The sequence below is a fragment of the Sandaracinus amylolyticus genome, from assembly GCF_021631985.1.
GTDB lineage: Bacteria > Myxococcota_A > Polyangia > Polyangiales > Sandaracinaceae > Sandaracinus > Sandaracinus amylolyticus_A.
The window spans coordinates 7,861,402-7,881,640 of record NZ_CP070225.1; the positions used below are offsets into that span (position 1 = coordinate 7,861,402).

26 protein-coding genes are annotated in these 20,239 nt (G+C 72.8%); 11 read left to right on the forward strand and 15 right to left on the reverse strand.

What is annotated here, in order from left to right; all coding sequences use genetic code 11:
- Positions 1 to 6: 6 nt before the first annotated feature.
- Positions 7 to 651, reverse strand: a complete 645-nt coding sequence (locus I5071_RS33175) for a DUF4142 domain-containing protein (RefSeq protein WP_236517289.1) — start codon at positions 649 to 651, stop codon at positions 7 to 9.
- A 172-nt stretch (positions 652 to 823) separates the two neighbouring features.
- Here I5071_RS33175 and galK point away from each other — a divergent pair, with 172 nt between their 5' ends.
- Complete coding sequence (gene galK, locus I5071_RS33180) at positions 824 to 1,861, forward strand: galactokinase (protein WP_236517290.1); 1,038 nt, start codon at positions 824 to 826, stop codon at positions 1,859 to 1,861.
- Here the strand turns inward: galK and I5071_RS33185 are convergent.
- A complete protein-coding gene (locus tag I5071_RS33185; protein ID WP_236517291.1) occupies positions 1,852 to 2,790 on the reverse strand; it encodes a hypothetical protein in 939 nt (312 codons plus the stop codon). The genes galK and I5071_RS33185 overlap by 10 nt on opposite strands.
- Positions 2,791 to 2,963: 173 nt before the next feature.
- Positions 2,964 to 3,581 carry a hypothetical protein gene (locus I5071_RS33190; RefSeq protein WP_236517292.1) on the reverse strand — a complete coding sequence of 206 codons (618 nt, stop codon included), beginning with the start codon at positions 3,579 to 3,581 and terminating at the stop codon, positions 2,964 to 2,966.
- A 61-nt stretch (positions 3,582 to 3,642) separates the two neighbouring features.
- Here I5071_RS33190 and I5071_RS33195 point away from each other — a divergent pair, with 61 nt between their 5' ends.
- Positions 3,643 to 4,566, forward strand: coding sequence for a hypothetical protein (locus I5071_RS33195; RefSeq protein ID WP_236517293.1), 924 nt, complete (start codon positions 3,643 to 3,645; stop codon positions 4,564 to 4,566).
- 59 nt (positions 4,567 to 4,625) lie between these two features.
- On the opposite strand, the gene I5071_RS33200 is transcribed toward I5071_RS33195, so the two are convergent.
- Entirely contained in the window at positions 4,626 to 5,402 is a 777-nt protein-coding gene (locus I5071_RS33200) for a fibro-slime domain-containing protein (protein WP_236517294.1), read from the reverse strand.
- 91 nt (positions 5,403 to 5,493) lie between these two features.
- On the opposite strand from I5071_RS33200, the gene xseA reads away from it, so the two are divergent.
- From xseA to I5071_RS33215, 3 genes are all read left to right on the forward strand, one after another.
- The gene (xseA, locus tag I5071_RS33205; protein WP_236517295.1) at positions 5,494 to 6,945 is read left to right on the forward strand and encodes an exodeoxyribonuclease VII large subunit; all 1,452 of its coding nucleotides are present in this window, start codon (positions 5,494 to 5,496) and stop codon (positions 6,943 to 6,945) included.
- Positions 6,942 to 7,775 carry a shikimate dehydrogenase gene (gene aroE / locus I5071_RS33210; protein WP_236517296.1) on the forward strand — a complete coding sequence of 278 codons (834 nt, stop codon included), beginning with the start codon at positions 6,942 to 6,944 and terminating at the stop codon, positions 7,773 to 7,775. The genes xseA and aroE overlap by 4 nt, the downstream gene beginning before the upstream one ends.
- A 131-nt stretch (positions 7,776 to 7,906) precedes the next feature.
- Positions 7,907 to 8,503 carry a hypothetical protein gene (locus I5071_RS33215; protein ID WP_236517297.1) on the forward strand — a complete coding sequence of 199 codons (597 nt, stop codon included), beginning with the start codon at positions 7,907 to 7,909 and terminating at the stop codon, positions 8,501 to 8,503.
- Here I5071_RS33215 and I5071_RS33220 read toward each other — a convergent pair.
- Positions 8,491 to 8,910 carry a DoxX family membrane protein gene (locus I5071_RS33220; RefSeq protein ID WP_236517298.1) on the reverse strand — a complete coding sequence of 140 codons (420 nt, stop codon included), beginning with the start codon at positions 8,908 to 8,910 and terminating at the stop codon, positions 8,491 to 8,493. The two genes, I5071_RS33215 and I5071_RS33220, sit on opposite strands and share 13 nt — an antisense overlap.
- A 1-nt stretch (position 8,911) precedes the next feature.
- Positions 8,912 to 9,706 (reverse strand): SDR family NAD(P)-dependent oxidoreductase, encoded by a 795-nt coding sequence (locus I5071_RS33225; protein WP_236517299.1) that lies wholly within the window; start codon positions 9,704 to 9,706, stop codon positions 8,912 to 8,914.
- An 82-nt stretch (positions 9,707 to 9,788) separates the two neighbouring features.
- On the opposite strand from I5071_RS33225, the gene I5071_RS33230 reads away from it, so the two are divergent.
- A complete protein-coding gene (locus tag I5071_RS33230) occupies positions 9,789 to 10,736 on the forward strand; it encodes a LysR family transcriptional regulator (protein ID WP_236517300.1) in 948 nt (315 codons plus the stop codon).
- On the opposite strand, the gene tsaA is transcribed toward I5071_RS33230, so the two are convergent.
- From tsaA to I5071_RS33250, 4 genes are all read right to left on the reverse strand, one after another.
- Positions 10,737 to 11,219: a tRNA (N6-threonylcarbamoyladenosine(37)-N6)-methyltransferase TrmO gene (gene tsaA / locus I5071_RS33235; RefSeq protein WP_419249678.1), complete on the reverse strand. Its 483-nt coding sequence runs from the start codon at positions 11,217 to 11,219 to the stop codon at positions 10,737 to 10,739.
- Between the two features lie 74 nt (positions 11,220 to 11,293).
- Entirely contained in the window at positions 11,294 to 11,683 is a 390-nt protein-coding gene (locus I5071_RS33240; protein ID WP_236517302.1) for a hotdog domain-containing protein, read from the reverse strand.
- Between the two features lie 22 nt (positions 11,684 to 11,705).
- A complete protein-coding gene (locus tag I5071_RS33245; protein WP_236517303.1) occupies positions 11,706 to 12,143 on the reverse strand; it encodes an LIC_13387 family protein in 438 nt (145 codons plus the stop codon).
- 14 nt (positions 12,144 to 12,157) lie between these two features.
- A complete protein-coding gene (locus I5071_RS33250) occupies positions 12,158 to 12,520 on the reverse strand; it encodes a VOC family protein (RefSeq protein ID WP_236517304.1) in 363 nt (120 codons plus the stop codon).
- Positions 12,521 to 12,616: 96 nt separating this feature from the next.
- Between I5071_RS33250 and I5071_RS33255 the strand changes: the two genes are divergently transcribed.
- Positions 12,617 to 12,970, forward strand: coding sequence for an ArsR/SmtB family transcription factor (locus I5071_RS33255; RefSeq protein ID WP_236517305.1), 354 nt, complete (start codon positions 12,617 to 12,619; stop codon positions 12,968 to 12,970).
- A gap of 23 nt (positions 12,971 to 12,993) precedes the next feature.
- A complete protein-coding gene (locus tag I5071_RS33260) occupies positions 12,994 to 13,485 on the forward strand; it encodes an SRPBCC domain-containing protein (protein WP_236517306.1) in 492 nt (163 codons plus the stop codon).
- A gap of 12 nt (positions 13,486 to 13,497) precedes the next feature.
- On the opposite strand, the gene I5071_RS33265 is transcribed toward I5071_RS33260, so the two are convergent.
- Positions 13,498 to 14,364 carry a M50 family metallopeptidase gene (locus I5071_RS33265; RefSeq protein ID WP_236517307.1) on the reverse strand — a complete coding sequence of 289 codons (867 nt, stop codon included), beginning with the start codon at positions 14,362 to 14,364 and terminating at the stop codon, positions 13,498 to 13,500.
- A gap of 140 nt (positions 14,365 to 14,504) precedes the next feature.
- Between I5071_RS33265 and I5071_RS33270 the strand changes: the two genes are divergently transcribed.
- Positions 14,505 to 15,485 (forward strand): hypothetical protein, encoded by a 981-nt coding sequence (locus tag I5071_RS33270; protein ID WP_236517308.1) that lies wholly within the window; start codon positions 14,505 to 14,507, stop codon positions 15,483 to 15,485.
- 33 nt (positions 15,486 to 15,518) lie between these two features.
- Positions 15,519 to 16,517: a helix-turn-helix domain-containing protein gene (locus tag I5071_RS33275; RefSeq protein WP_236517309.1), complete on the forward strand. Its 999-nt coding sequence runs from the start codon at positions 15,519 to 15,521 to the stop codon at positions 16,515 to 16,517.
- Between the two features lie 3 nt (positions 16,518 to 16,520).
- On the opposite strand, the gene I5071_RS33280 is transcribed toward I5071_RS33275, so the two are convergent.
- From I5071_RS33280 to I5071_RS33290, 3 genes are read right to left on the reverse strand one after another with little or no spacing between them, the layout of a single operon-like run.
- Positions 16,521 to 16,976 (reverse strand): SRPBCC domain-containing protein, encoded by a 456-nt coding sequence (locus I5071_RS33280; RefSeq protein ID WP_236517310.1) that lies wholly within the window; start codon positions 16,974 to 16,976, stop codon positions 16,521 to 16,523.
- Positions 16,973 to 17,308, reverse strand: coding sequence for an ArsR/SmtB family transcription factor (locus I5071_RS33285; RefSeq protein ID WP_236517311.1), 336 nt, complete (start codon positions 17,306 to 17,308; stop codon positions 16,973 to 16,975). Before I5071_RS33285 ends, I5071_RS33280 begins: the two co-directional genes overlap by 4 nt.
- A complete protein-coding gene (locus I5071_RS33290; protein ID WP_236517312.1) occupies positions 17,305 to 17,994 on the reverse strand; it encodes a glutathione S-transferase family protein in 690 nt (229 codons plus the stop codon). The genes I5071_RS33285 and I5071_RS33290 overlap by 4 nt, the downstream gene beginning before the upstream one ends.
- Positions 17,995 to 18,428: 434 nt before the next feature.
- On the opposite strand from I5071_RS33290, the gene I5071_RS33295 reads away from it, so the two are divergent.
- Positions 18,429 to 19,361: a tetratricopeptide repeat protein gene (locus tag I5071_RS33295; protein ID WP_236517313.1), complete on the forward strand. Its 933-nt coding sequence runs from the start codon at positions 18,429 to 18,431 to the stop codon at positions 19,359 to 19,361.
- A gap of 336 nt (positions 19,362 to 19,697) precedes the next feature.
- On the opposite strand, the gene I5071_RS33300 is transcribed toward I5071_RS33295, so the two are convergent.
- On the reverse strand, positions 19,698 to 20,153 hold the full coding sequence (locus I5071_RS33300) for a Fur family transcriptional regulator (RefSeq protein ID WP_236517314.1): 456 nt from the start codon (positions 20,151 to 20,153) through the stop codon (positions 19,698 to 19,700).
- Between the last annotated feature and the right edge of the window lie 86 nt (positions 20,154 to 20,239).

Below are 20,239 nucleotides of genomic sequence, written 5' to 3' on the forward strand. Positions count from 1 at the left end.
CCGGGCTCACATCGAGGCGATCTCGTCCCGTCTCTGCCGAGCGTGGTCGAGATGCACCGCGACACCGGCGCGCACCGTCGTCAGGAGCTCCCGGAACCGAGGATCGTGCACGACGGGCAGGAGCTGCTCGTCGATCAAGACGAGCGCGTCGCGGTGCATCGCGACCTGCGACTCCAGGTAGACGACGTCGAATTCGACGCCGCCGTGCATCCACAGCTCGAACGTGACCGCGCGGCCCGTGGTGCGCAGCGCGTAGGCGAGCGACGCATCGCTCGGCACGAGCCCTTCGCTGCGCAGGAGCGTCGCGAGCATCGCCTGGGCTTCGAGGTGATCGTCGATCGCCTCGTGCGCGTAGGCGAGCGCGCCCGGTGTCACCGCACGCTCGAGGGCGAGGCGTGCGAGCTCGATCTCGGTGGCGTCGAGCGCGAGGAGGACCGCCGCGACGTCGGGCTCCTCGAGCGCGGCCGGCGTGCGATCCCGACCGCCACCGTCGGGCGTGCCCGCGTCGCTCGGTGCGCCACCGTCGACCGGGGATGGCAGCGACCCATCGGCGCCGGGCTCCTCGATGCGCGGTGCGTCGCCGCAGCCACACACCGCGATCGAGAGCGCCATCAGCGTCGCGATCCCGATCGTCGTCGAGCTCGACGTCACGATGGCGAAGTAGCTCCCCGGCGCTGCGCGCCAACGCGCGTCGACGGCCAGCACGCCTCGCCACGCTGCGCGGCGTGCGCGGGCGTCCCAGGCGCACGACGAGGCGACGCGCCTCGTCGGGGCGCGCGGTCGCTGCTGCCACGCGCGCGGCGCTCTGGTACCACGACCCGCGATGGACGACGTGGTGGCGAGCGCGCCCGGTCGCGTGAACCTGATCGGCGAGCACACCGACTACAACGACGGCTTCGTCCTGCCGACGGTGATCCCGCAGCGCACGTTCGTGGCGATCGCACGGCGTGACGACACCCGGGTGAGAGCCCGCAGCGAGACGCTCGGCGCCGAGGACGGCTACGAGCTCGGGCGCGAGGCGCGCACCGGGCGATGGATCGACTACGTGCAGGGCGTCACCCGCGCGCTCGTGCGCCGCGGACACGTGGTGCGCGGGTTCGACGCGGTGATCACGTCGGAGGTGCCGGTGGGGAGCGGGCTCTCTTCGAGCGCGGCGCTCGAGGTCGCGACGATGCGCGCGCTGCGCGACGCGTTCGGGCTCGCGCTCGACGACCTCGAGATCGCGCGGCTCGCGCAGCGTGGAGAGAACGAGCTCGTCGGCGCGCCGGTCGGGATCCTCGATCCGCTCGCGTGCTCGCTCGGCGAGGACGGGGTCGCGCTCTTCGTCGACACCCGCACGCTCGCGTGCGAGCGCATCGCGATCCCGGACACGATCGAGCTCGTGGTGGTCGACTCGGGGGTCGCCCACGATCACGCGCAGGGCGGATATCGCGAGCGGCGCGCGCAGTGCGAAGAAGCGGCCCGAGCGCTCGGCGTGCGCGCGTTGCGCGACGTGGGCGAGGACGACCTCGCGTCACTGCGCGCGCCCCTCGATCGACGCGCGCGGCACGTCGTGACCGAGAACGCGCGTGTGCTGCGGGCCGTCGACGCGCTCCGTCGCGGTGACGTGCACGCGCTCGGTGCGCTCTTCGATGCATCGCACGCGTCGATGCGCGACGACTACGAGGTGTCGGTGCCCGAGGTCGATCGCCTGGTCGCGCGCGCGAAGGCGCATCCGGCGGTGCTCGGCGCGCGGCTCACCGGCGGAGGGTTCGGCGGCGCGATCGTCGCGCTCGCGCGCGCCGGGCACGCGCACGACGTCGCGCGCGCGATCGCAGTGGAGCCCGGGGCGCGTGTGCTCGTTCCGAAAGCTCAGAACTGATAGCCGAGCGCCACCACCAGGCTCGGGAAGAAGGTGAACGTCGCGAGGCGCTCGCCGACCTCCGCCTCCGCGTCCTCGATCGCGCGCTGCAGCTCGACCTCGCCTCCCGCGTCGATCGACACGTCCGCGTTGGCCGCGATCGCGTGGTCCCACCGCACGCCGAGGCGCACGACGAGGTGCTCGAACGCGACCATCCGCGCGCCGAGCTCGAGGTGGACCATGTGGACCATCACCTCGGCGGGGAACGACTCCGGCAGTCGTCGCTCGAGGCCGGGCGCGGCGACTCCGTCCTGGCCCATCACCCGCGCGACGAGGTCGCGCGAGATGTGCGGCGCGCGGTGCAGCAGCGTGTAGCCCGCTGCGACGTCGAGCACCTGGTGCGCGACGCCGAGCGAGAACGACGCCATCGTCGTGCTCGTCGCGATCGCGCGCACGTGCGGAGAGAAGCCGGCGTCGTAGGCGCGTGCATCGACGAGCACCTCGTCGATCGCGGCGACGTAGGGCTCGGGGACCCAGCCGACGTAGGCGCGCGCGAAGACCGGCATGGTCGGTGGGCGCACGTAGATCGACGCACCGATCGAGATCGGCGCGTGGGTCGCGGCCGAGATCTCGAACGCGCCGCGATCCTCCTCGTGATGAGCGGCCTCGTCCTCGTCCTCCTCGTCGCGCTCGACCTCGGGCGGCGCGGCCTCCACGCGCGCGACGACCTCGTGCTCGGTGGTGTCGGTCGCGCGCGGGGCGGGCGGCAGCGGATCGGGCGGCGGCGCGTGGATGGTGCGGCGTGCATGCGTCCGCGCGCCCACCGACGTGCGATGTCGCGCCGGACGACGTCGTGCGCGCGCGCGCTCGACGCGCGCCGGACGGCGCTGCGCGTGCGCGGTCGATGGCATCGCGTCGATCGCGACGACGACCAGGAACGCTGCGGTCATGGCCGCAGCGGCACCGACGAACGTTCGCATCGTGCCCACGACGGAGCGCACTCCGCACGGCGCGTGCCGGGCGAATTTCCCCAATTTTCGCGTAGTCTCCGCGTGCACCGCGCCGCGCGGCGCAGGCTCCGCTCCGAGCGTGCGAGGTGGGGCCTCTCGTCCTCGGCGTGCGATCAGCGACGCTGCTGGCGCGAACGCGAGGCGCGCGACGCCTCTTCTTCGAGCTCGTGCTCCGGCGCGTCCGCCGCGACCCGCACCCGCGGTCCCTTGGTGAGCCCGCGCGCGCGATCGATCGCCTCGACCAGCACCTCGGGCTGCAGCGAGCCCACGTACGCGGCCTTCGCAGCGCCGGTCGGGTCGGTGTACTCGATGCGCACCAGCTTGCGCCCCGGCGTGATCGTCGCGAAGTCGCCGCTGCCCTCGCGCACCATGCGCGTGCGGTGCTCGTCGTCGTAGGTCGCGGGCATCGCGCGCGTGATCGACGCGAGCGGGATCCGTCGCTCCTGGAAGCCGACGTGCATCACGACCTCGCGCGCGGTGACGATCACGCGCAGCACCGAGTGCGTGATGCTCATGAGGCCGAGGAACGCCGCGAGCGCGCCCATCGCGCCGCCACCGACGAGCCCTTGCCAGTCGCCCGACACGCCCGCGGCCAGGCCGATCGTCGCGAACACCCCGAGCGTCCCCGAGATCCCGGCGAGCGCGGCGAACGTGGGCCGCGACGCGATGCGCTCGCGATAGAGGGCCTGCGCGCCGCCGAGATGCTCGCGCTCGAACGCGTCGTCGGACACGCGATCGAGCATCGCACGAAGCGGTGACGCGACGCGAACGCGGGTCGAGTACGATCGCCGCGTGGACGCCCGCGCATGCGCGCTCGAGATGCTCGGTCGCTACGCCGCGGCGCGATCGTGGGCTCGGCGCGCGCCCTCGTCGCTGCGGATGCGCGACGTCGAGATCAGCGGACCGACGCAGGTGCTGCTGCGATCGATCTACGAAGCGCGCGGCGTGCGCTACCAGCTCCAGCCCGCGCTGCAACGCACCCTCGAGGACGTGCCGGGGCCGGACCCGTGGTCCGCGCCGCTCCGGCAGCCGGAGGGCGCGGCGGTCGGTCACGAGCTCACGTTCGTGATGCACGGCCACCACGTCCCGATGGACTGCGGCGTGTGCTCCGCGACCGGCGAGACCTCGTGCGTGGCGTGCGAGGGCACCGGCCGCGTGCAGAGCGGCAACCGCAGCCACGCGTGCGCGACGTGCGGTGCGCGCGGGTTCGTGCGCTGCGCGATGTGCCACGGCTCGGGCGGGCTGATCGGTCATCCGACGATCTGGTCGCGCATCGAGGCGCACCACGAGGTCCGCACGATCGGCACCGACGATCTGCCGCTCGACGTCGCGGTCGATCTCACCGGCGCGAACGACGACGGCGAGGTCGTCCACCGACAAGAAGGATCGCGCGTGCTCGAGATGCGCAGCGAGGGCGGCTATCGCGATGCAGCGCGTGCTCACGACGCGATCGCGCGCACCGCACGCGCGCTCTGCGATCACCCGGGGGTGCCCGATCGCGCGCGCATCGTGTCCCAGGTGCTCGAGGTGCGCCGCGTCCCGGTGCTGGTGTTGCGGCTCGAGGACGGTCGCACGATCCACGCGTGGGGCGAGCCCCCGCAGATCAGCCCGCCGCGCGCGCTCGACTCCACCGCGCTCGTCGTGCTGCGCGCCTCACCGTGGCTCGCCCTCGCGAGCAGCATCGCGGCCGCCGCGACGTACTGGCTGTCCGGCTGAGCCCTCGCCGGAGCGCTCGTCGGACGGCAGGGCCCGGCGGGCGAGCCGATTCTTTCGACTCAGATCAGTTCGAAGCACTCGATCGACGTCTCGATGCGGAAGTTCGATCCCGTCGAGTGGCGCTCGGCGTGGAACAGCTCGAGGCGGTAGTCGCCGCCGGGCACCAGACCGAGTCGCGGCGCGATCGCGTCGAAGTCGATCGTGCCCTCGACCGGCTCGTGCAGCCCGCCCACATCGAGCACCAGCTGGCCCTCGACGAAGATCCAGAGATCGTCGTCGCCGCGGAACGTGAGGCGCTCGCCGCCGCGATAGCGGAAGCGCGTGTGGAGCTCGGTCGTGAAGTGGAAGTTGTGGGTCACCGCGACGCCGCCCTCGTAGTACGTGCCGTCGCCGAAGCCGCGCCCGTCGATCGGGAAGAACGCGTTGCTGTCGAACACCCAGCGCCCGTCGCCGGTCGCGCTCAGCGGCAGCTCCACGGTGAAGCGCTGGTTCGTGCCCTCGATGTCGCGATACCACTCGCGGAACGCATCCGGTCCCGCGGTCATCACCGTCGCGCCGGACGCTGCGTGCACCGGCTTTCCTTCGTCGTCGAGGCGATCGGCGACGAGCCCGGTGCGCGCGACGCGCGAGTCGCCGACCTGATAGGCGTGGTTCTCGAAGTCGACGTGGTCCTCGCGGAAGTCGCGCACCGTCGCGACCAGACGATCGCAGCGTGACTCGCCGCCATCGGCGCGCGGCGTCGTGGTGCGCGCATCGGGGCCGCGCATCGTCGCGCCTGCGTCGTCGTCCGTCGTGGGCTCCGCGCACCCGATGCCGAGCGCCAGCGCCGCGATCATCACTCGTGAGATCGTCGCCATGGAGACGAGAGAGGCCTCGCCGACGTCGATCGGGTCACGATCCCCACGCCGTGGTACGAAGCCGCGAGCGATGGCGCAGGATCCGATCCCCGGATGGCCTCGATCGGCGGAGCACGCGCCGCGCGTGCTGCGCGTCGCCGAGCTCAACCGCGTCGCCCGCTTCGTCATGGAGGATCAGTTCCGCGACGTGTGGGTCGAGGGCGAGCTCGCCGACGTGTCGCGCCCCGCGAGCGGTCACGTGTACTTCACGCTCTGCGACGCGGAGATGCCCGCGCAGGTGCGCGGCGTCATGTACCGCAACGACGCGACGCGGGCGCGGGCGCGCCTCGAGAACGGCGCGCGCGTGCGGCTGCGCTGCGGGCTCACGATCTACGAGGCGCGCGGCACGTTCCAGCTCGTGGCGCGCGTCGCACTGCCTGCGGGCGAAGGCGATCGCGCCGCCGAGGTCGCGCGGCTCAAGCAGAAGCTCGCGAGCGAAGGGCTCTTCGATCCCACGCGCAAACGAAAGCTGCCGCGCGTGCCGCGTGTGGTCGGCATCGTGACCAGCCGCGACGGCGCCGCGATCCACGACGTGGTGCGCGTCGCGAGCGCGCGCATGGGCGTGCGGCTCGTGCTCGCGCACTGTCAGGTGCAGGGCCCGGACGCGCCGCTCTCGATCGTGCGCGCGCTCCGCGGCATCCAGCAGGTGCCCGAGCTCGACGTGGTGATCGTCGCGCGCGGCGGCGGTGCGGCCGAAGATCTCTCGGCCTACGACGACGAGCGCGTCGCCCGCGCGGTCGCGGCGTGCCGGGTGCCCACCGTGAGCGGCGTGGGCCACGAGGTCGACGTCACGATCGTCGATCTCGTCGCCGACGTGCGCGCCGCGACTCCGTCGAACGCCGCGGAGATCGTGGTGCCCGACGCGGTGCAGCTGCGCGCCGAGCTCGAGGGGCTCGAGCGTGCGCTCGCCCGGGCGCTCGATCAGCGCGTGCAGCGCGAGCGGCTGCGCATCGAGCGCCTCTTGCGGCGCATCCACGATCCGCGGCGTCGCATCGCGGCCCCGAGGCAGGCGCTCGCCGCGCTGCACGCCTCGCTCGAGCGATCGATCGCGCGGCGCCTCGGGGATGCGCACCGTGCGATCGATCGACTGCGGGCGCGGCTCGCGGTGCACGAGCCGCGAGCTCGCCTGTCGCGCGATCGCGATCGCCTGATCGCGCTCGAGGATCGCCTGGTGCGCGCGATGCGCGCCCGGCTCGACGACACGCGCCGGCAGATCGTCGATCACGATCGGCGCGTGCGCGCGCTCGGCCCCGCGATGGTGCGCACGCCGCGCGAGCGCCTCGCGCGCCTCGTGGGCACCCTCGACGCGCTCTCGCCGCTCGGCATCCTGGCGCGCGGCTACGCGATCGCGCTGCATCAGCCCACCGGTGCCGCGCTGGTGCGCGCCCGCGACGCGGCGCCCGGTGATCGTGTGTCGATCCGCGTGCACGAGGGGACGATCGAGACCGTCGTCGAGCGTGTTCGCGACGAGGAGGGTTCGTGAAGCAGCTGCTCGCGGTGATCGGGCATCCGATCCACCACTCGCTCTCGCCCGCGATGCACGGCGCGGCGATCGAGGCGCTCGGGCTCGACGCGGCGTACCTCGCGTTCGACGTCGCGCCCGAGGCCCTCGGGGACGCAGTGCGCGGGCTGCGCGCGATCGGCGCGATCGGCTTCAACGTCACGCTGCCGCACAAGGAGACGATCGTCGCGCACCTCGACGCGATCGACGACGCGGCGCGCGCGATCGGCGCAGTGAACACCGTGGTGCGCGAGGGCGCGCGAGTGGTCGGCACCAACACCGATGCTCGCGGCCTGGTGCGCTCGCTCGAGGAGGCGGGCGTGGCGCTCGCGGGCACGCGTGTGGTCATCGCCGGCGCGGGCGGCGCGGCGCGCGCCGCGGCCTACGGCATCGCCCAGGCGGGCGCGCGCTCGATCACGATCGCGGCGCGCCGACCTTCGCAAGCCGAGGCGATCGCCCGGGATCTCGGCGGTGTGATCGACGCCTGCGCGCTCGATGCACCGCGCTTGCTCGAGGGCTGCGACCTGCTGGTGCAGGCCTCGAGCGCGACGCTCCACGCCGACGCGGGGCGCGAGCTCGCCGGCGCGCTGCCGCTCGCGACGATGCCGCGCGGCGCGGCGGTGATCGATCTCGTGTACCGGCCGCGCGTCACCGCGGTGCTCGCAGCCGCCGAGTCCCACGGCCTGCGCACCGTCGATGGGCTCGGCATGCTGGTGCACCAGGGCGCGCTCGCGCTCGAGCGCTGGACCGGCCGCGAGGCCCCGGTCGCGATCATGCGCGCAGCCCTCGAGCGCGCGCTCGCCGCGCGCTGATCACACGCCCACTGGGCGGCCCATGGGCCCCGATCGCGACGAGCGTGAGCGGTCGTCACGCCGCCCCCAGCACACGTGCGCCACGCTGTGCACAACCGACCTCGCCCATCGCGAAATGCGCAGGTTTCGCGATGGCCCACGACCTGCAGAGCGCGACCGCGCCCATGCGCTCCGATCGGCTCCGCGGTCTCGGTCTCCTCGCGTCCACGCTCGCGCTCGCGGCGTGCGACACGCGCGTGCACGCCGCGGGCGACGCGCTCGCGACGATCGGCCGCGCGCGCTGCGAGTCGCCGTCGATCGTGAGCGCGCCCGAGGGCGCGACGTCGAGCACCGCCGTGGTCGCGCTCTACCCGGTGCGCGTGCCCTTCGAGGTGACGCACCTCGAGTACGAGCTCGCAGACGGCGAAGGGTGCGATGCGTCGCGCGCCCACCGCGTGCGCGTCCTCGTGAGCGAGGGCGAAGCGCTCGACGCGAGCGCCCTCGTCGTGCTCGATCGCGAGGTGCGCGCAGAGGGCTCCGGCACGCTCTCGCTCGCGCTCGACGCGCCCGCGATGCTCGACGGCGAGCAGCGCCTCTGGGCCGAGATCGAGCTCGGCCCGTGCCTCGCGCTCTGCCCCGGTCGCGACACCCATCGCGACGGGTTCCGCACCGAGGCCGCCCGGTTCGAGCCGCTCGACGTCGACGGTCGGCTCGTCGTGCGCGCCCTCGGGATCGATCACACCCGCTGAGCGCGCACCTCGTCGATCGTCCCGCGCGCGTGCTGCGCGCCCGCGAGCAGCAGCGCGTAGGCGATCGCGTAGATCAGCTGCAGGCCCACCGCCTCCCACTGCTGGCGCAGGCACATCCCGAACGTCAGCGACGCCATCAGCGCCGACGCGACCAGCAACGACGCCCGCAGCCGCAGCCCGATCAGGATCGCCGCGCCGAGCCCGAGCTCGACGAAGGGCAGCACCAGCGCGAAGGGCCACACCAGCGCCGAGGGCAGCCACGTCTCCGCGAAGTCGCGCACCAACGCGTCGGCGAACGTGCTCGCGCTCCCCGCCCGCGCGAGCCCGTGCCCGAGCAGGTTCACGCCGACCACGCCCCGCAGCGCGAGGTGCGCGAGCGCGGCGTCGCTCCACGGGCTCGCGCCCATCTCAGAACGCTCCCTTCAAGAGCCCGCCCTCGGCGCGCACCGCTGCGCCCGAGATCGCCGCGCCGCGCGCGCTCGCGAGGAACGCGACCACGTCCGCGATCTCCTCGGGCTGGAGGAAGCGCTGGATCAGCGAGGTCGGCCGCACCGTGCGGAAGAACTCCGCCTCGACGTCCTGCTCGCTGGTCCCGCGCGCCTGCGCGAGCTCGCCCACGAAGCGCTCGACGCCCTCGGATCGCGTGGGGCCCGCGAGCACGCTGTTCACCGTCACCCGCGTGCCGCGCGTCAGCTCCGCGAGGCCACGCGCCAGCGCCGACTGCGCGGCCTTCGTCGCGCCGTAGTGGATCATCTCCGACGGCACCTGCAGCGCCGACTCGCTCGAGATGAACACGATGCGACCGGCGTCCCGCGCGAGCATGCGCGGCAGGTGATGACGCGCGAGCTCGGCGCCCGAGATCACGTTGATCGCGAAGAGCCGCTCCCAATTCGCGCGCTCGAGCGACTCGAGCGGCACCGCCTCGTAGGCGCCGACGTTGTTCACCAGCACGTCGACCTCGGGCACCTCCGCGATCGCCCGCGCGACGCCCTCGGCGGTCGCGAGATCGGCGACGAGCCCGCGCGGACGCACGATCTTCGCGCGCGGCGCGATCGCGGCGATCGCCTCCTCGACGCGCGCCGTGGTCCGTCCGTGCACGATCACCTCCGCGCCCTCCTCCGCGAGACGCGCCGCGATCGCGCGGCCGATGCCCGCGGTGGACCCCGTGACCAGCGCACGCTTCCCCGACAGCTCGAGCTCCATTCTCGCCTCCTTCTGAGCCTTCACATTGGCGCGTGGTTCGTCGCGCGCGCCAGGAACGAATCGGACGTACAGTCGTTCCGCGATGGAACGACCGGCGGAGCCGCACGACGACGACACGCTCTTCGCGATGAGCATCCTGGTGCGCGCCCTCGCCGAGGGCTCGCTCGCCGCCGCGGCGCGCTCGCTCCATCTCACGCCGTCCGCGGTGAGCAAGCGTCTCGCGCGCCTCGAGCAGCAGCTCGGCGTGCCGCTCTTGCGCCGCACGACGCGCTCGCTCGCTCCGACCCCGGCGGGCGCGCGCTACGCCGAGCACGCGGAGCGCATCCTCGCCGACGTCGACCGCGCGGCGCGCGAGGCGCGCGGTGAGCACCGCGAGATCCGCGGCGTGCTGCGCGTGAGCGCGCCGACGTTGCTCGGTCAGGAGCTGCTCGCGCCGGCGCTGCCCACGCTGCTCGAGCGCCACCCCGCGCTCTCGATCGATCTCGTGCTCGTCGATCGTTACGTCGACCTCGTCGCGGAGCGCGTCGACGTCGCGATCCGGATCGCGCCCTCGCTCCGCTCGAGCGGCCTCGTCGCGCGCAAGCTCGGGGTGTACGAGCCGGTGCTGGTCGCGAGCCCGCGCTGGCTCGCGTCGGTCGAGCCGATCCGCGAGCCCCGCGATCTCGAGGCCCGGCGCTGCCTCGATCTCGCGCACTCCCTCGATCGTGGTCGCTGGACGCTGACCGTCGGCGGCCGCGCGCAGGTGGTGCGTCCCCGGATCGCGCTGCTCTCGACGCAGCTCGGCGCGCTGCATCGCGCCGCGCTCGCCGGTGCCGGCGTCGCCGCGCTCCCGGTGTACCTCGTCGCACGCGACCTCGAGCGAGGCGCGCTCGAGCGGGTGCTCCCGCGCGCGAGCCTGCCGCGCCGCACCGTGCACGTGGTGCACGCGAGCGGCCGCGCCGCGCCGGCGAAGGTGCGCGCGTTCGTCGATCTCGTCGTCGAGGAGCTCGGCCCCGCGCTGGTGCCCGCTGCGCGTCCGCGCGGCCGCTGACTACTCGTCCTCGGTCTCCGCGCGCTCCATCGCGTCGACCTCGTCGACCCATCCGGCGCGCGCCTCGGGGAACGCGTCGGCGTAGGGAACGTAGGGCTTGATGTCGAGCACCGGCGTGCCGTCGAGCAGATCGAGACCATGCACCCGCAGCGTGCGTCCCTCGATGCCGAGCAGGCGCACTGCCGACAGGCCGATCGGGTTCGGACGATGCGGCGAGCGCGTCGCGAGCACCCCGCGCTTGATGCGCGGCCCGCGCGGCGGCCGGACCATCGCGCTCCAGCCCTCGTTCATGTGGAACACGTAGATCAGCCACACCCGCTCGAAGCCCTCGAGCGAGCGCAGCGCCTCCACCGGCACGTGCGGCAGCAGCTCGATCGTCGCCTCGAGCGGCTCGCCCTCGCGCGTGCCGCGCACCGTCGTCGCCTGGTGCGGCGTGCCGAAGCGCTCCTTGTAGGGCGTGTGCGCGATCGCGATCGGCTCCATCGCGAAGCGCGCGCTCTCGCCCGGCGAGAACGCGCTCGTGTGGTCCTGGGGCGGACGGCGCGGCGTGTGGCGCGTCATCGATCGAGCACGTGCGAGTCGAGCGCGAACGCGGTCATCGTGCCCGAGAGCACCTCGCGATCGCCCACCTTCGCGCTCACCGCGAGCACGTGCTTCTTGCCCTTCTGCTCGGTGCGCGTCGCGGTCGCGATCACCTCTTCGCCCACCCGCACCGGCGCGAGGAAGCGCGTGTCCGCGCTGCCGAGCACCACGAAGGGATCGTTCACCGCGAGCATCGCCGCGTGATCGGCGAGCCCGAACACGAACCCGCCGTGCACGAGGCCACGATCGTCGGCCCCCATGTCCGCGCTCGCCACGAAGCGAACGCTCGCGGTGCCTTCGCCGAGGGAGACCGGCTCTCCGCAGAGCCGGCGATCGATCCCGAGGTGCGTGTTGGGCTTCGTCATCGCGCGCGAAGATAGCGCGCTCTCAGCTCGCGGTGCGCCCCGCGAGCGCGATCGCCGCGACGGTGGTCACCACGATCGCGACCGCGAACATCGTGGGCAGCGCGAAGAAGTAGAGCTGCGAGAGCACCGCGTTGATCACGAACGAGAGCGCGATCGTCGCCGCGATCGGGCGCACCCGCGTCGTGTCCTGCCGCGCGAGCGCGCCGAGCTGCCAGAGCACGACCCCGAGCGTGATCATCATCGCGCTGATGATCACGCCGAAGCCCACGTAGAAGTCCCAGTACGTGCGGCTCGCGCCCTCGGCCTCGAAGCGGAGCGTCTGCATCTGCTGGATCATCGCGGCCTCGTCGGGCCCGAGCGCAGGCGTCCACGGATAGCCCGAGGAGTGACCGAGCGCGTAGAGCACGGTCAGCACCGCGGCGATACGCAAGAAGAGCGTGGTCGTGAGGCGAGCTCGCATCGCACCGATCTCCTTCACGCGCGGGGCTGCGCCCAGAGCCCGACGCGATTGCCCTCGGGGTCGCGGAGCACCGCGAACCGGCCCACGCCCGGCACGTCGTAGGCCTCCTGGAGCACCTCGCTCGCCCCGAGCTCGCGCGCACGCGCGAGGTGCGCGTCGACGTCCTCGACCTGCACGTAGATCGCGAGGCCCGGCGTCAGCCCGGTGCTCGTACCGCCGAGCCCTCCCTCGATGCCGCGCCCTTCGCCGGCGCGCAGCATCGCGTAATCCATGCCTTCCTGGTCCTCGGCACGCCACCCGAAGAGCGTCGTGTAGAAGCGCTTCAGGCGCTCGGGTGCGCTGGCGATCAGCTCGAAGTGCATCACCGGTTGGCCCATCTCGTCCTCCTCGTAACTGGTTAGCGACGACTTACGCGTTACGCACGGCCGGGTCAAGTGGTTGCGAGGCCCTCGGCGCTCCTCCACCCTGGCGACATGGACGTGGGAACCGTGATCGCCGCGATCGCCGATCCGACGCGCCGCGCGATCCTCGAGTCGGTGCGCCACGGGCCGCGCTCGGTCGGCGACATCGCGACCGACTTCGACGTCAGCCGCCCCGCGGTCTCGCAGCACCTGCGCGTGCTCGTCGACGCGCAGCTCGTCAGGCCGCAGCGCAGCGGCCGACACAACTTCTACGGGCTCGATCTGCGTGGGCTGACGCTGCTGCGCAGCTACATCGAGGGCTACTGGGACGACGTGCTCACCGCGTTCCAGAACGCCGCGATCGCCGAGTCCGAGTCCGCTTCGCGCGCGCCCGCGCCGCGCACACGCGCGCCGAAGCGGCGCTGATCTCGCTGGAGGATCCGTCACGCATGTCGTTGCCCCCGCTCCGTCGATCCGTGGACGTGCCGCTCGCCCTCGACGCGGCGTTCGATCTCTTCGTGCGACGGCTGCCCGAGTGGTGGCCGCTCCGCACGCGCTCGGTGGGCCTCGAGCGCGCGCGCTCGTGCCACGTCGAGGCACACGTCGGCGGTCGTCTCTACGAGCGCTCCGACACCGGCGACGAGTCCGACTGGGGGCGGTTCCGCGTGCTCGAAGTGCCGTCGCGTGCGGTGTTCTCGTGGCATCCCGGTGCGCCCGAGACCGCCGCGACCGAGGTCGAGGTCCGCTTCACGCCGATCGGCGACACGTCGACGCGCGTCGAGCTCGAGCACCGCCAGTGGGAGCGGCTCGGCGCGCGCGCATCGTTCGTGCGCGGTCTCTTCGAGGGTGGCTGGGGCCCCGTGCTCGCGCGCTTCGAGGCGCTCGCGCGCGGCGAGCACGAGCTGCCGCCGGTCGAAGGCCCGGGCTGCGTCCAGCGCTGATCGCGCGAGCGCTCAGCGGCGCCGCGCGCCCACGAACGCGATCGTCGATCCGATGCTCGCGACGATCGCCCAGAGCGGCGCGACCGCGGTCCACGCGAGCGCGATCAGCGCGACCCGCGTGGCTCCGTCGAGCCCACCGTCGCGCGCGCCGCGCAGGCCGACCGGGCCCACGATGGGCTCGGTGCCGTCGTGATCGTCGGGCGCGACCGACGAGATCAGGTTGCGCCACAGCCCGATCACCGCGCGCGCCGACACCGCGATCGCCTCGCCCACGCCGACGGCGCGACGCTCCGATCGCGCGCGCACCCCGATCACCGCACGATCGCCGATCGAGAGGGGCACCAGCGAGAGCTCGTGCGGCGAGCCACCACGGGTCACCACGATCGGCGTCTCGATCCCACCGCGCGTGCGCACCGCGTCGATGAGCGACGCGAGATTGTCGATCGCTCGCCCGTCGACCGACTCGATCACGTCACCGGGCGCGATCCCCGCGGCGTGCGCCGGCGATCCCTCCTCGACGAACCCCACGACCAGCGGCGGCCCGGGGTCGACTTCTTCCGCGCCGCGCGCGACCACCGCGATCACGAGGATCGCGGCGGGCAGGAGCAACATCGCGATCGGTCCCGCCGCGAGCGCGGCGATCGCGCGGCCGAGCCCGCCCCGCACCTCGACGATGCGGGCCGAGACCCACACCGGCAGCGGCCTGATCTCGATCGCGCCGGGCTCGCGATCGCGCGGCCCGATGCGCGGCCCGGTGCCCAGCACGAGGCGCGCCTTCACCCCGAGCACCGCGGCAGCGCCACGCTGCGCGAGCGCGCCGACGAGCGAGAGGACGATCGCGGACAGCACGAGGCCGAGCACGGCGCGAGCGTACGCCATGCGGAGCGCGATGCATCGGCGCTTCGGTGATCCACGATGGCGACGGACGTGCACGCTGGAGCGCGTCTGCGCGCCCGAAACGTGCATCTGCGTCGTTGACCCGCGCGCGCGTGTGGTTCACGCCAAGGCTCATGACGCGCGTGCTTTCACTGCTGTGCTGCGTGCTCCTCCTCTCGGCGTGCGGCGACGACGACGGCGCCACGCTCCCCGACGCATCGGTCGCGATCGACGCCGGCCACGATGGCGGGGCCCCCGATGCCGGCGCATCCGACGCGGGCAGCGACGCCGGAGGATGCGGCGTGCGCGTGACCGCGACGATCGGGCCCGAGGGCGGCACCCTCGCGCACTGCGACGGAGCGTCGCTCGTGGTCCCCCCCGGCGCGATGTCGAGCGCGGCCGAGCTCTCGATCGAGCGCGTGGCGAGCCCGCTCGCTCCCGTCTCGCCCTACGTGCTCGCGGGCCCCGCGTTCACCTTCGACGCGCCCGGCGTGCTCTTCTCCGACTCGGTCGACGTCGTGCTCCCCCACGACGGCGGCCAGCGCATGGAGATGGCGGTGCAGGGCGAGGAGGAGTGGATCTTCTTCGAGTCGTGCGAGGTCACCGAGACCACCATCTCGCAGAGCTTCCGCGCGCTCGGCACGTTCGTCGCGCTGCACGATCCCACGCCCTACCCCGAGCGCCTCACCGGCCTCGGCGAGGGCCGCATCGACTTCACGTTCGGCGGCATCGACGACGAGATCGACGTCGACCCCGAGGGCCACGCGATCGACGAAGATCCCGGCGAGGGCCGCACGCTCACGCTGCTCTTCCGGCGCAGCGCCGAGAGCCTCGTGCAGGTCGATCTGCGCTTCACGATCTCGCCCGAGGGCGAGGTGACGCCGGCGCAGATCCAGCACTACGACGGCAGCGTCGGCGAGATCTGGAGCGCGGACGTGTTCGCGTGGCCGGACGATCTCGCGGTGACGATCACCCGCGACGAGGCGGGCGCGATCGAGGGCACCGTCGACGCGACGCTGCACTACGGCCCCGACCAGACGCGCCCGTTCACCGCGACGTTCAGCGCGCGCTCCGAGCTCTATCGCTACCCGCCCGAGCGCGCCTGCGAGCTCCCGGAGGGATGAGTCCCGGTCGGCGAGCCGATTCTGCGACAGTCGATGACCGCCGAGCGCACCTCGACGCCCTTCGATGCACGCACCGCGAGCGCGGAGATCGTGCGCGCCCTTCGAGGCGCACGTTCTCAGCGCGCGCTCTCGGCGCGGCTCGGCTATCGCGTCAACGTGCTGACCGGGTGGGAGTCGGGGAAGCGCGCTCCGCCCGCGCACGAGGTGCTTCGTCTCGCGCGCCGCGTGGGTCGTGATCTGCGCGTGGCGCTCGTCGCGTTCGACGCGCGCCTCGACGCCGTGATCGGTGCGCGCGAGCCCGCAGGGCCCGAGCTCGTCGCGTCGATCCTCCGCACGCTGATCGACGAGCGCACCCACACCGAGATCGCACGCGCGCTCGGCGAGACGCGCACCACCGTCGCGCGCTGGGCCCTCGGCCGCACCGCGCCGCGCTTCGGCGATCTCCTGCGCATCGTCGATCTCACGACCCATCGGCTCGTCGACTTCATCGCGTGCTTCGCCGATCCCGCGGCGATCCCCGCGGTCGCGCACGAGCACGCCCGCATCGAGGCCCAGCGCGCGCTGCTCCGCGAAGATCCCGCGTTCGCGGTGGTGCTCCCGGTGCTCACGCTGCGCGACTACCGAAGGCTCGCGCGCCATCGCGAGGGATGGATCGCGAAGCGCGTCGGCATCGACGTCGCGCAGGAGCGACGCGCGCTCGAGCTGCTCGAGGCGGCGGGCGCGATCCGCCGGCATCGCGGCAAGTGGGAGGTGCTGCACGATCGGCGCGTCGACGTGCGGCACGATCGCGCGACGGTCGCGCGCCTGCAGCAACACTGGGCGCAAGTCGCCGCGGATCGCACCGCGCGGGTGCCCGGTGACGTCACGCGCTTCCACCTCGTGTCGGTCGCGGAGTCCGATCTCGAGACGCTGCGGCGCGGGCTCGCCGAGCTCTACGAGCGGCTCGACGCGACGCTCGCCGGCACCCGCGATCCCGAGCGCGTCGTGCTGGTCGGCGTGATGCTGCAGGTGCTCGACCGCGCGCCGACCTGATCGTCACGCACCGTCGAGCATCGCGACCAGGTGATCGAGCCCGATCTCGGTGCCGCGGCGGCGCTCTTCGAGATCACCGTGTCCGTCGAAGAACACGACCTGCTCGGTGAAGCGCATCGTCGTCTTCGTGCCCGAGGGCGAGAGCTCCACCGTGACCAGCGACGCCGAGATGCGCGCATCGCCCACCCGCATCTCGTACGCGTAGACGATCCGCTCGAGCGGCACGATGTCGAGATAGCGCGCGCGGAACGCGTGCACGACTCCGTCGGGCCGCTGCACGTCGCGGATCTCCGCGCCGTCGATCCGGAAGTCGAGGCGATCCTCGATCAGCTTCCAGTCGTCGTGGCACGACATCCAGCGTCGCTTCTTCTCGGGGTCCGACCACGCCGCGAACGCACGTGCCGGCGACGCGGCGAGCACGCGCTCGATCACGAACGTCGAATGATCCGCCGATCTCATGACTCCTCGTCTTCCTCCGCGAGCATCCGATCGAGGCGATCGAAGCACGCGTTCCAGGCATCGCGACGCTGCGCGACCCAACGATCGATCGCCGCGAGCGCATCGGGCTGCAGCCGATAGGTACGCACGCGCCCGGTCTTCTCCGAGCGCACCACGCCACCGTCCTCGAGGACCTTGAGGTGCTTGAGCACCGAGGGCAGCGCCATCGTGAGCGGCGCGGCGAGCTCGGTGACCGAGGCCGGGCCGCGGCTCAGTCGCTCGACCATGCCGAGCCGAGTGGGATCTCCGAGCGCGTGGAAGGTGCGCTCGAGCGCGATGGTCTCCTGCCTCATCCGCACGCCGCCATCAGGCGCGCCGGGATCTGATCGCGCAGCGGGAAATGCACGAGATAGGGCTTGGCCTCGCGCAGCACGCGCGCGAACGAGGGACGCTCCAGCAAGCGCTCGAGGTACGCGGCCGCGCGCGGGTGCGTGCCGGTGAACGGCACCGCGATCTCCGCGTAGAAGAGCGCGGGCGCGGCGGCGCAGTCGGCGATGCCGAACGTGTCGCCCGCGGCCCAGGTGCGCGAGGCCATGCGCCGCTCGAGCAGATCGTACGCGGTGCGCAGCATCGCCTTCGCGTCCTCGACCCCGATCGGATCGCGTCCGTCGCTCGGGCGGAGTCGATCGAGCACGATCTTCTGCATCGGCGCGCTCACGTAGAGATCGAAGAACCGATCCCACAGGCGCGCGTCGAGCGCGACGTCGGGATCGCTCGGCACCAGCGATCGCGCAGCGCGGTGATGCAGCGCGAGGTGCTCGATGATGATCGTCGTCTCGGGCACGACGCGCTCGCCATCACGAAGCACCGGGAACTTTCCCACCGGCCAGAGCGTGATCATCTCGGCGCTCGATTCGGGATCGGCGAGGTCGACGTAGCGCGGCTCGAAGTCCACGCCACTCTCGTAGAGCGCGATCAGCACCTTGTGACAGAACGCGGCGAGCGGGTGGTAGTAGAGGATCGGACGTTGGTTAGCCATACGGCTTACTATTCTCTGGCGCCCACGTCTGCAAGCGAAATCGGGACACGACAGGAGTGCTCGCGAAGCAGCCGGCGGACGGGAGTGCCCGTCTCGGGCACGGACGGCAGCTGGCTGCGCAGCGAGCCGTTGAATTCAGGACACGACAGGAGTGCTCGCGAAGCAGCCGGCGGACGGGAGTGCCCGTCTCGGGCACGGACGGCAGCTGGCTGCGCAGCGAGCCGTTGAATTCAGGACACGACAGGAGTGCTCGCGAAGCAGCCGGCGGACGGGAGTGCCCGTCTCGGGCACGGACGGCAGCTGGCTGCGCAGCGAGCCGTTGAATTCAGGACACGACAGGAGTGCTCGCGAAGCAGCCGGCGGACGGGAGTGCCCGTCTCGGGCACGGACGGCAGCTGGCTGCGCAGCGAGCCGTTGAATTGGGAGGAAGACCAGTGGCGGAGCAGGAGCTCGAGGCGATCACGGCGCAGTGGGACCGCGGAGATCACGACGGTGCGCTCGCCGCGCTCGACGCGCTGATCGCGAGGCACGGAGAGAGCGTCGCGCGGCTGCACCAGCGCGGCGCGTGGCTCGCCGCGTCGGGCCGGCACGAAGCCGCGCTCGCCGCGTTCCGCCGCTCGATCGCGATCGCGCCCTCGTACCCCGATCACTACAACGCAGGCAACGCGCTGCTCGCGCTCGGTCGACCCGACGACGCGATCGCGCAGTACGACGCGAGCCTCGCGCTCCACGCCCGCCATCCCGAGGCCCACACGAACCGAGGGATCGCGCTCTTCCAGAGCCGCCGCCACGACGAGGCACGCGCCGCGTTCGGCGCCGCGCTCGCGATCGATCGCGACTTCGTCCCGGCGCTGCGCTGCACCGCGATCCTCGAGCGACACCTCGGCCGCATGGACGCGAGCGAGGCGCTCTTCCGGCGCATCACCACGCTGCGCCCGCGCGATCTCGGCGCCGCGCTCGACCTCGCCGACTGCCTCGCCGCGCTGCCGCCGAGCAACGAGCTCGACATCACGCCGCGAGGCCGCACCTGGCGCGCGATCGAGGCCGCACGCGCGGCCCGCGAGCTCGCGCCCGACGATCCGCGCCCGCTCCGGCTCGAGGCGCGCGTGCTCGCGCGCGCGATGCACGTGAACGTGTCGTTCTCCATCGCGCGCGTTCGCCCCGACGGAACGCTGGCCTTCGAGCTCGAGCGCGGGCCGCTGCGCACCGCCTCGTTCTTCGACGAGCAGGTCGCGCTCTGCGAAGCGGCGATGGTGCGCTTCCCCGAGGACGCGACGTTCCCCCGGCTCCTCGGCGACGCCTACGACCTCGTCGATCGCATCGAGGACGCGAAGCGGATGTGGCAGCGCGCGAGCGAGCTCGAGTGATCAGCCCAGCGGGAGTGCTCGCTGGTGGAGGGCCCGCACGGGAGCGTGCGACGCACGCGGACGGGAGGGCCCTCCGCCTGCGAGCCGAGTTTGGCGCCAGCTGGAGCGCTCGCTGGTGGAGGGCCCGCACGGGAGCGTGCGACGCACGCGGACGGGAGGGCCCTCCGCCGGCGAGCCGAGTTTGGCGCCAGCGGGAGTGCTCGCTGGTGGAGGGCCCGCACGGGAGCGTGCGACGCACGCGGACGGGAGGGCCCTCCGCCGGCGAGCCGAGTTTGGCGCCAACTGGAGCGCTCGCTGGTGGAGGGCCCACCGGCGAGCCGATGCTCGGACGCTCTCTCAGCTCTTCTTGCGCGGGTCGACTTCGCTCTCGCTGCCGATCGGCACGCCGTAGAGCTCGAGCCGATGATCGATCAGCCGGAACCCGAGCTGCTCGGCGACCTTCTTCTGCAGCGCCTCGATCTCCGGGCTCGTGAACTCGATCACGCGCCCGCTCTGCACGTCGATCAGGTGATCGTGGTGCTCCTCGGGCGCCTCTTCGTAGCGCGCGCGACCGTCGCCGAAGTCGTGGCGCTCGAGGATGCTCGCCTCCTCGAAGAGCCGCAGCGTGCGGTACACCGTCGCGAGCCCGATGCGCTTGTCGACCGCGCTCGCACGCGCGTAGACGGTCTCGACGTCCGGATGATCATCCGACTCCGAGAGCACACGCGCGATGGTGCGGCGCTGCTCGGTCATCCGGAGCCCCTTGTCGATGCAGCGTCGCTCGATTCGCGAGATCGTCGTGTTCGATGACATGTCCCACCGCACGTGACGTGCGAAGGGGGGACCCTACCACGGAATGCGTGACGCGGCGGGCTCGACCCGCGCACGCGCGCGCGTCA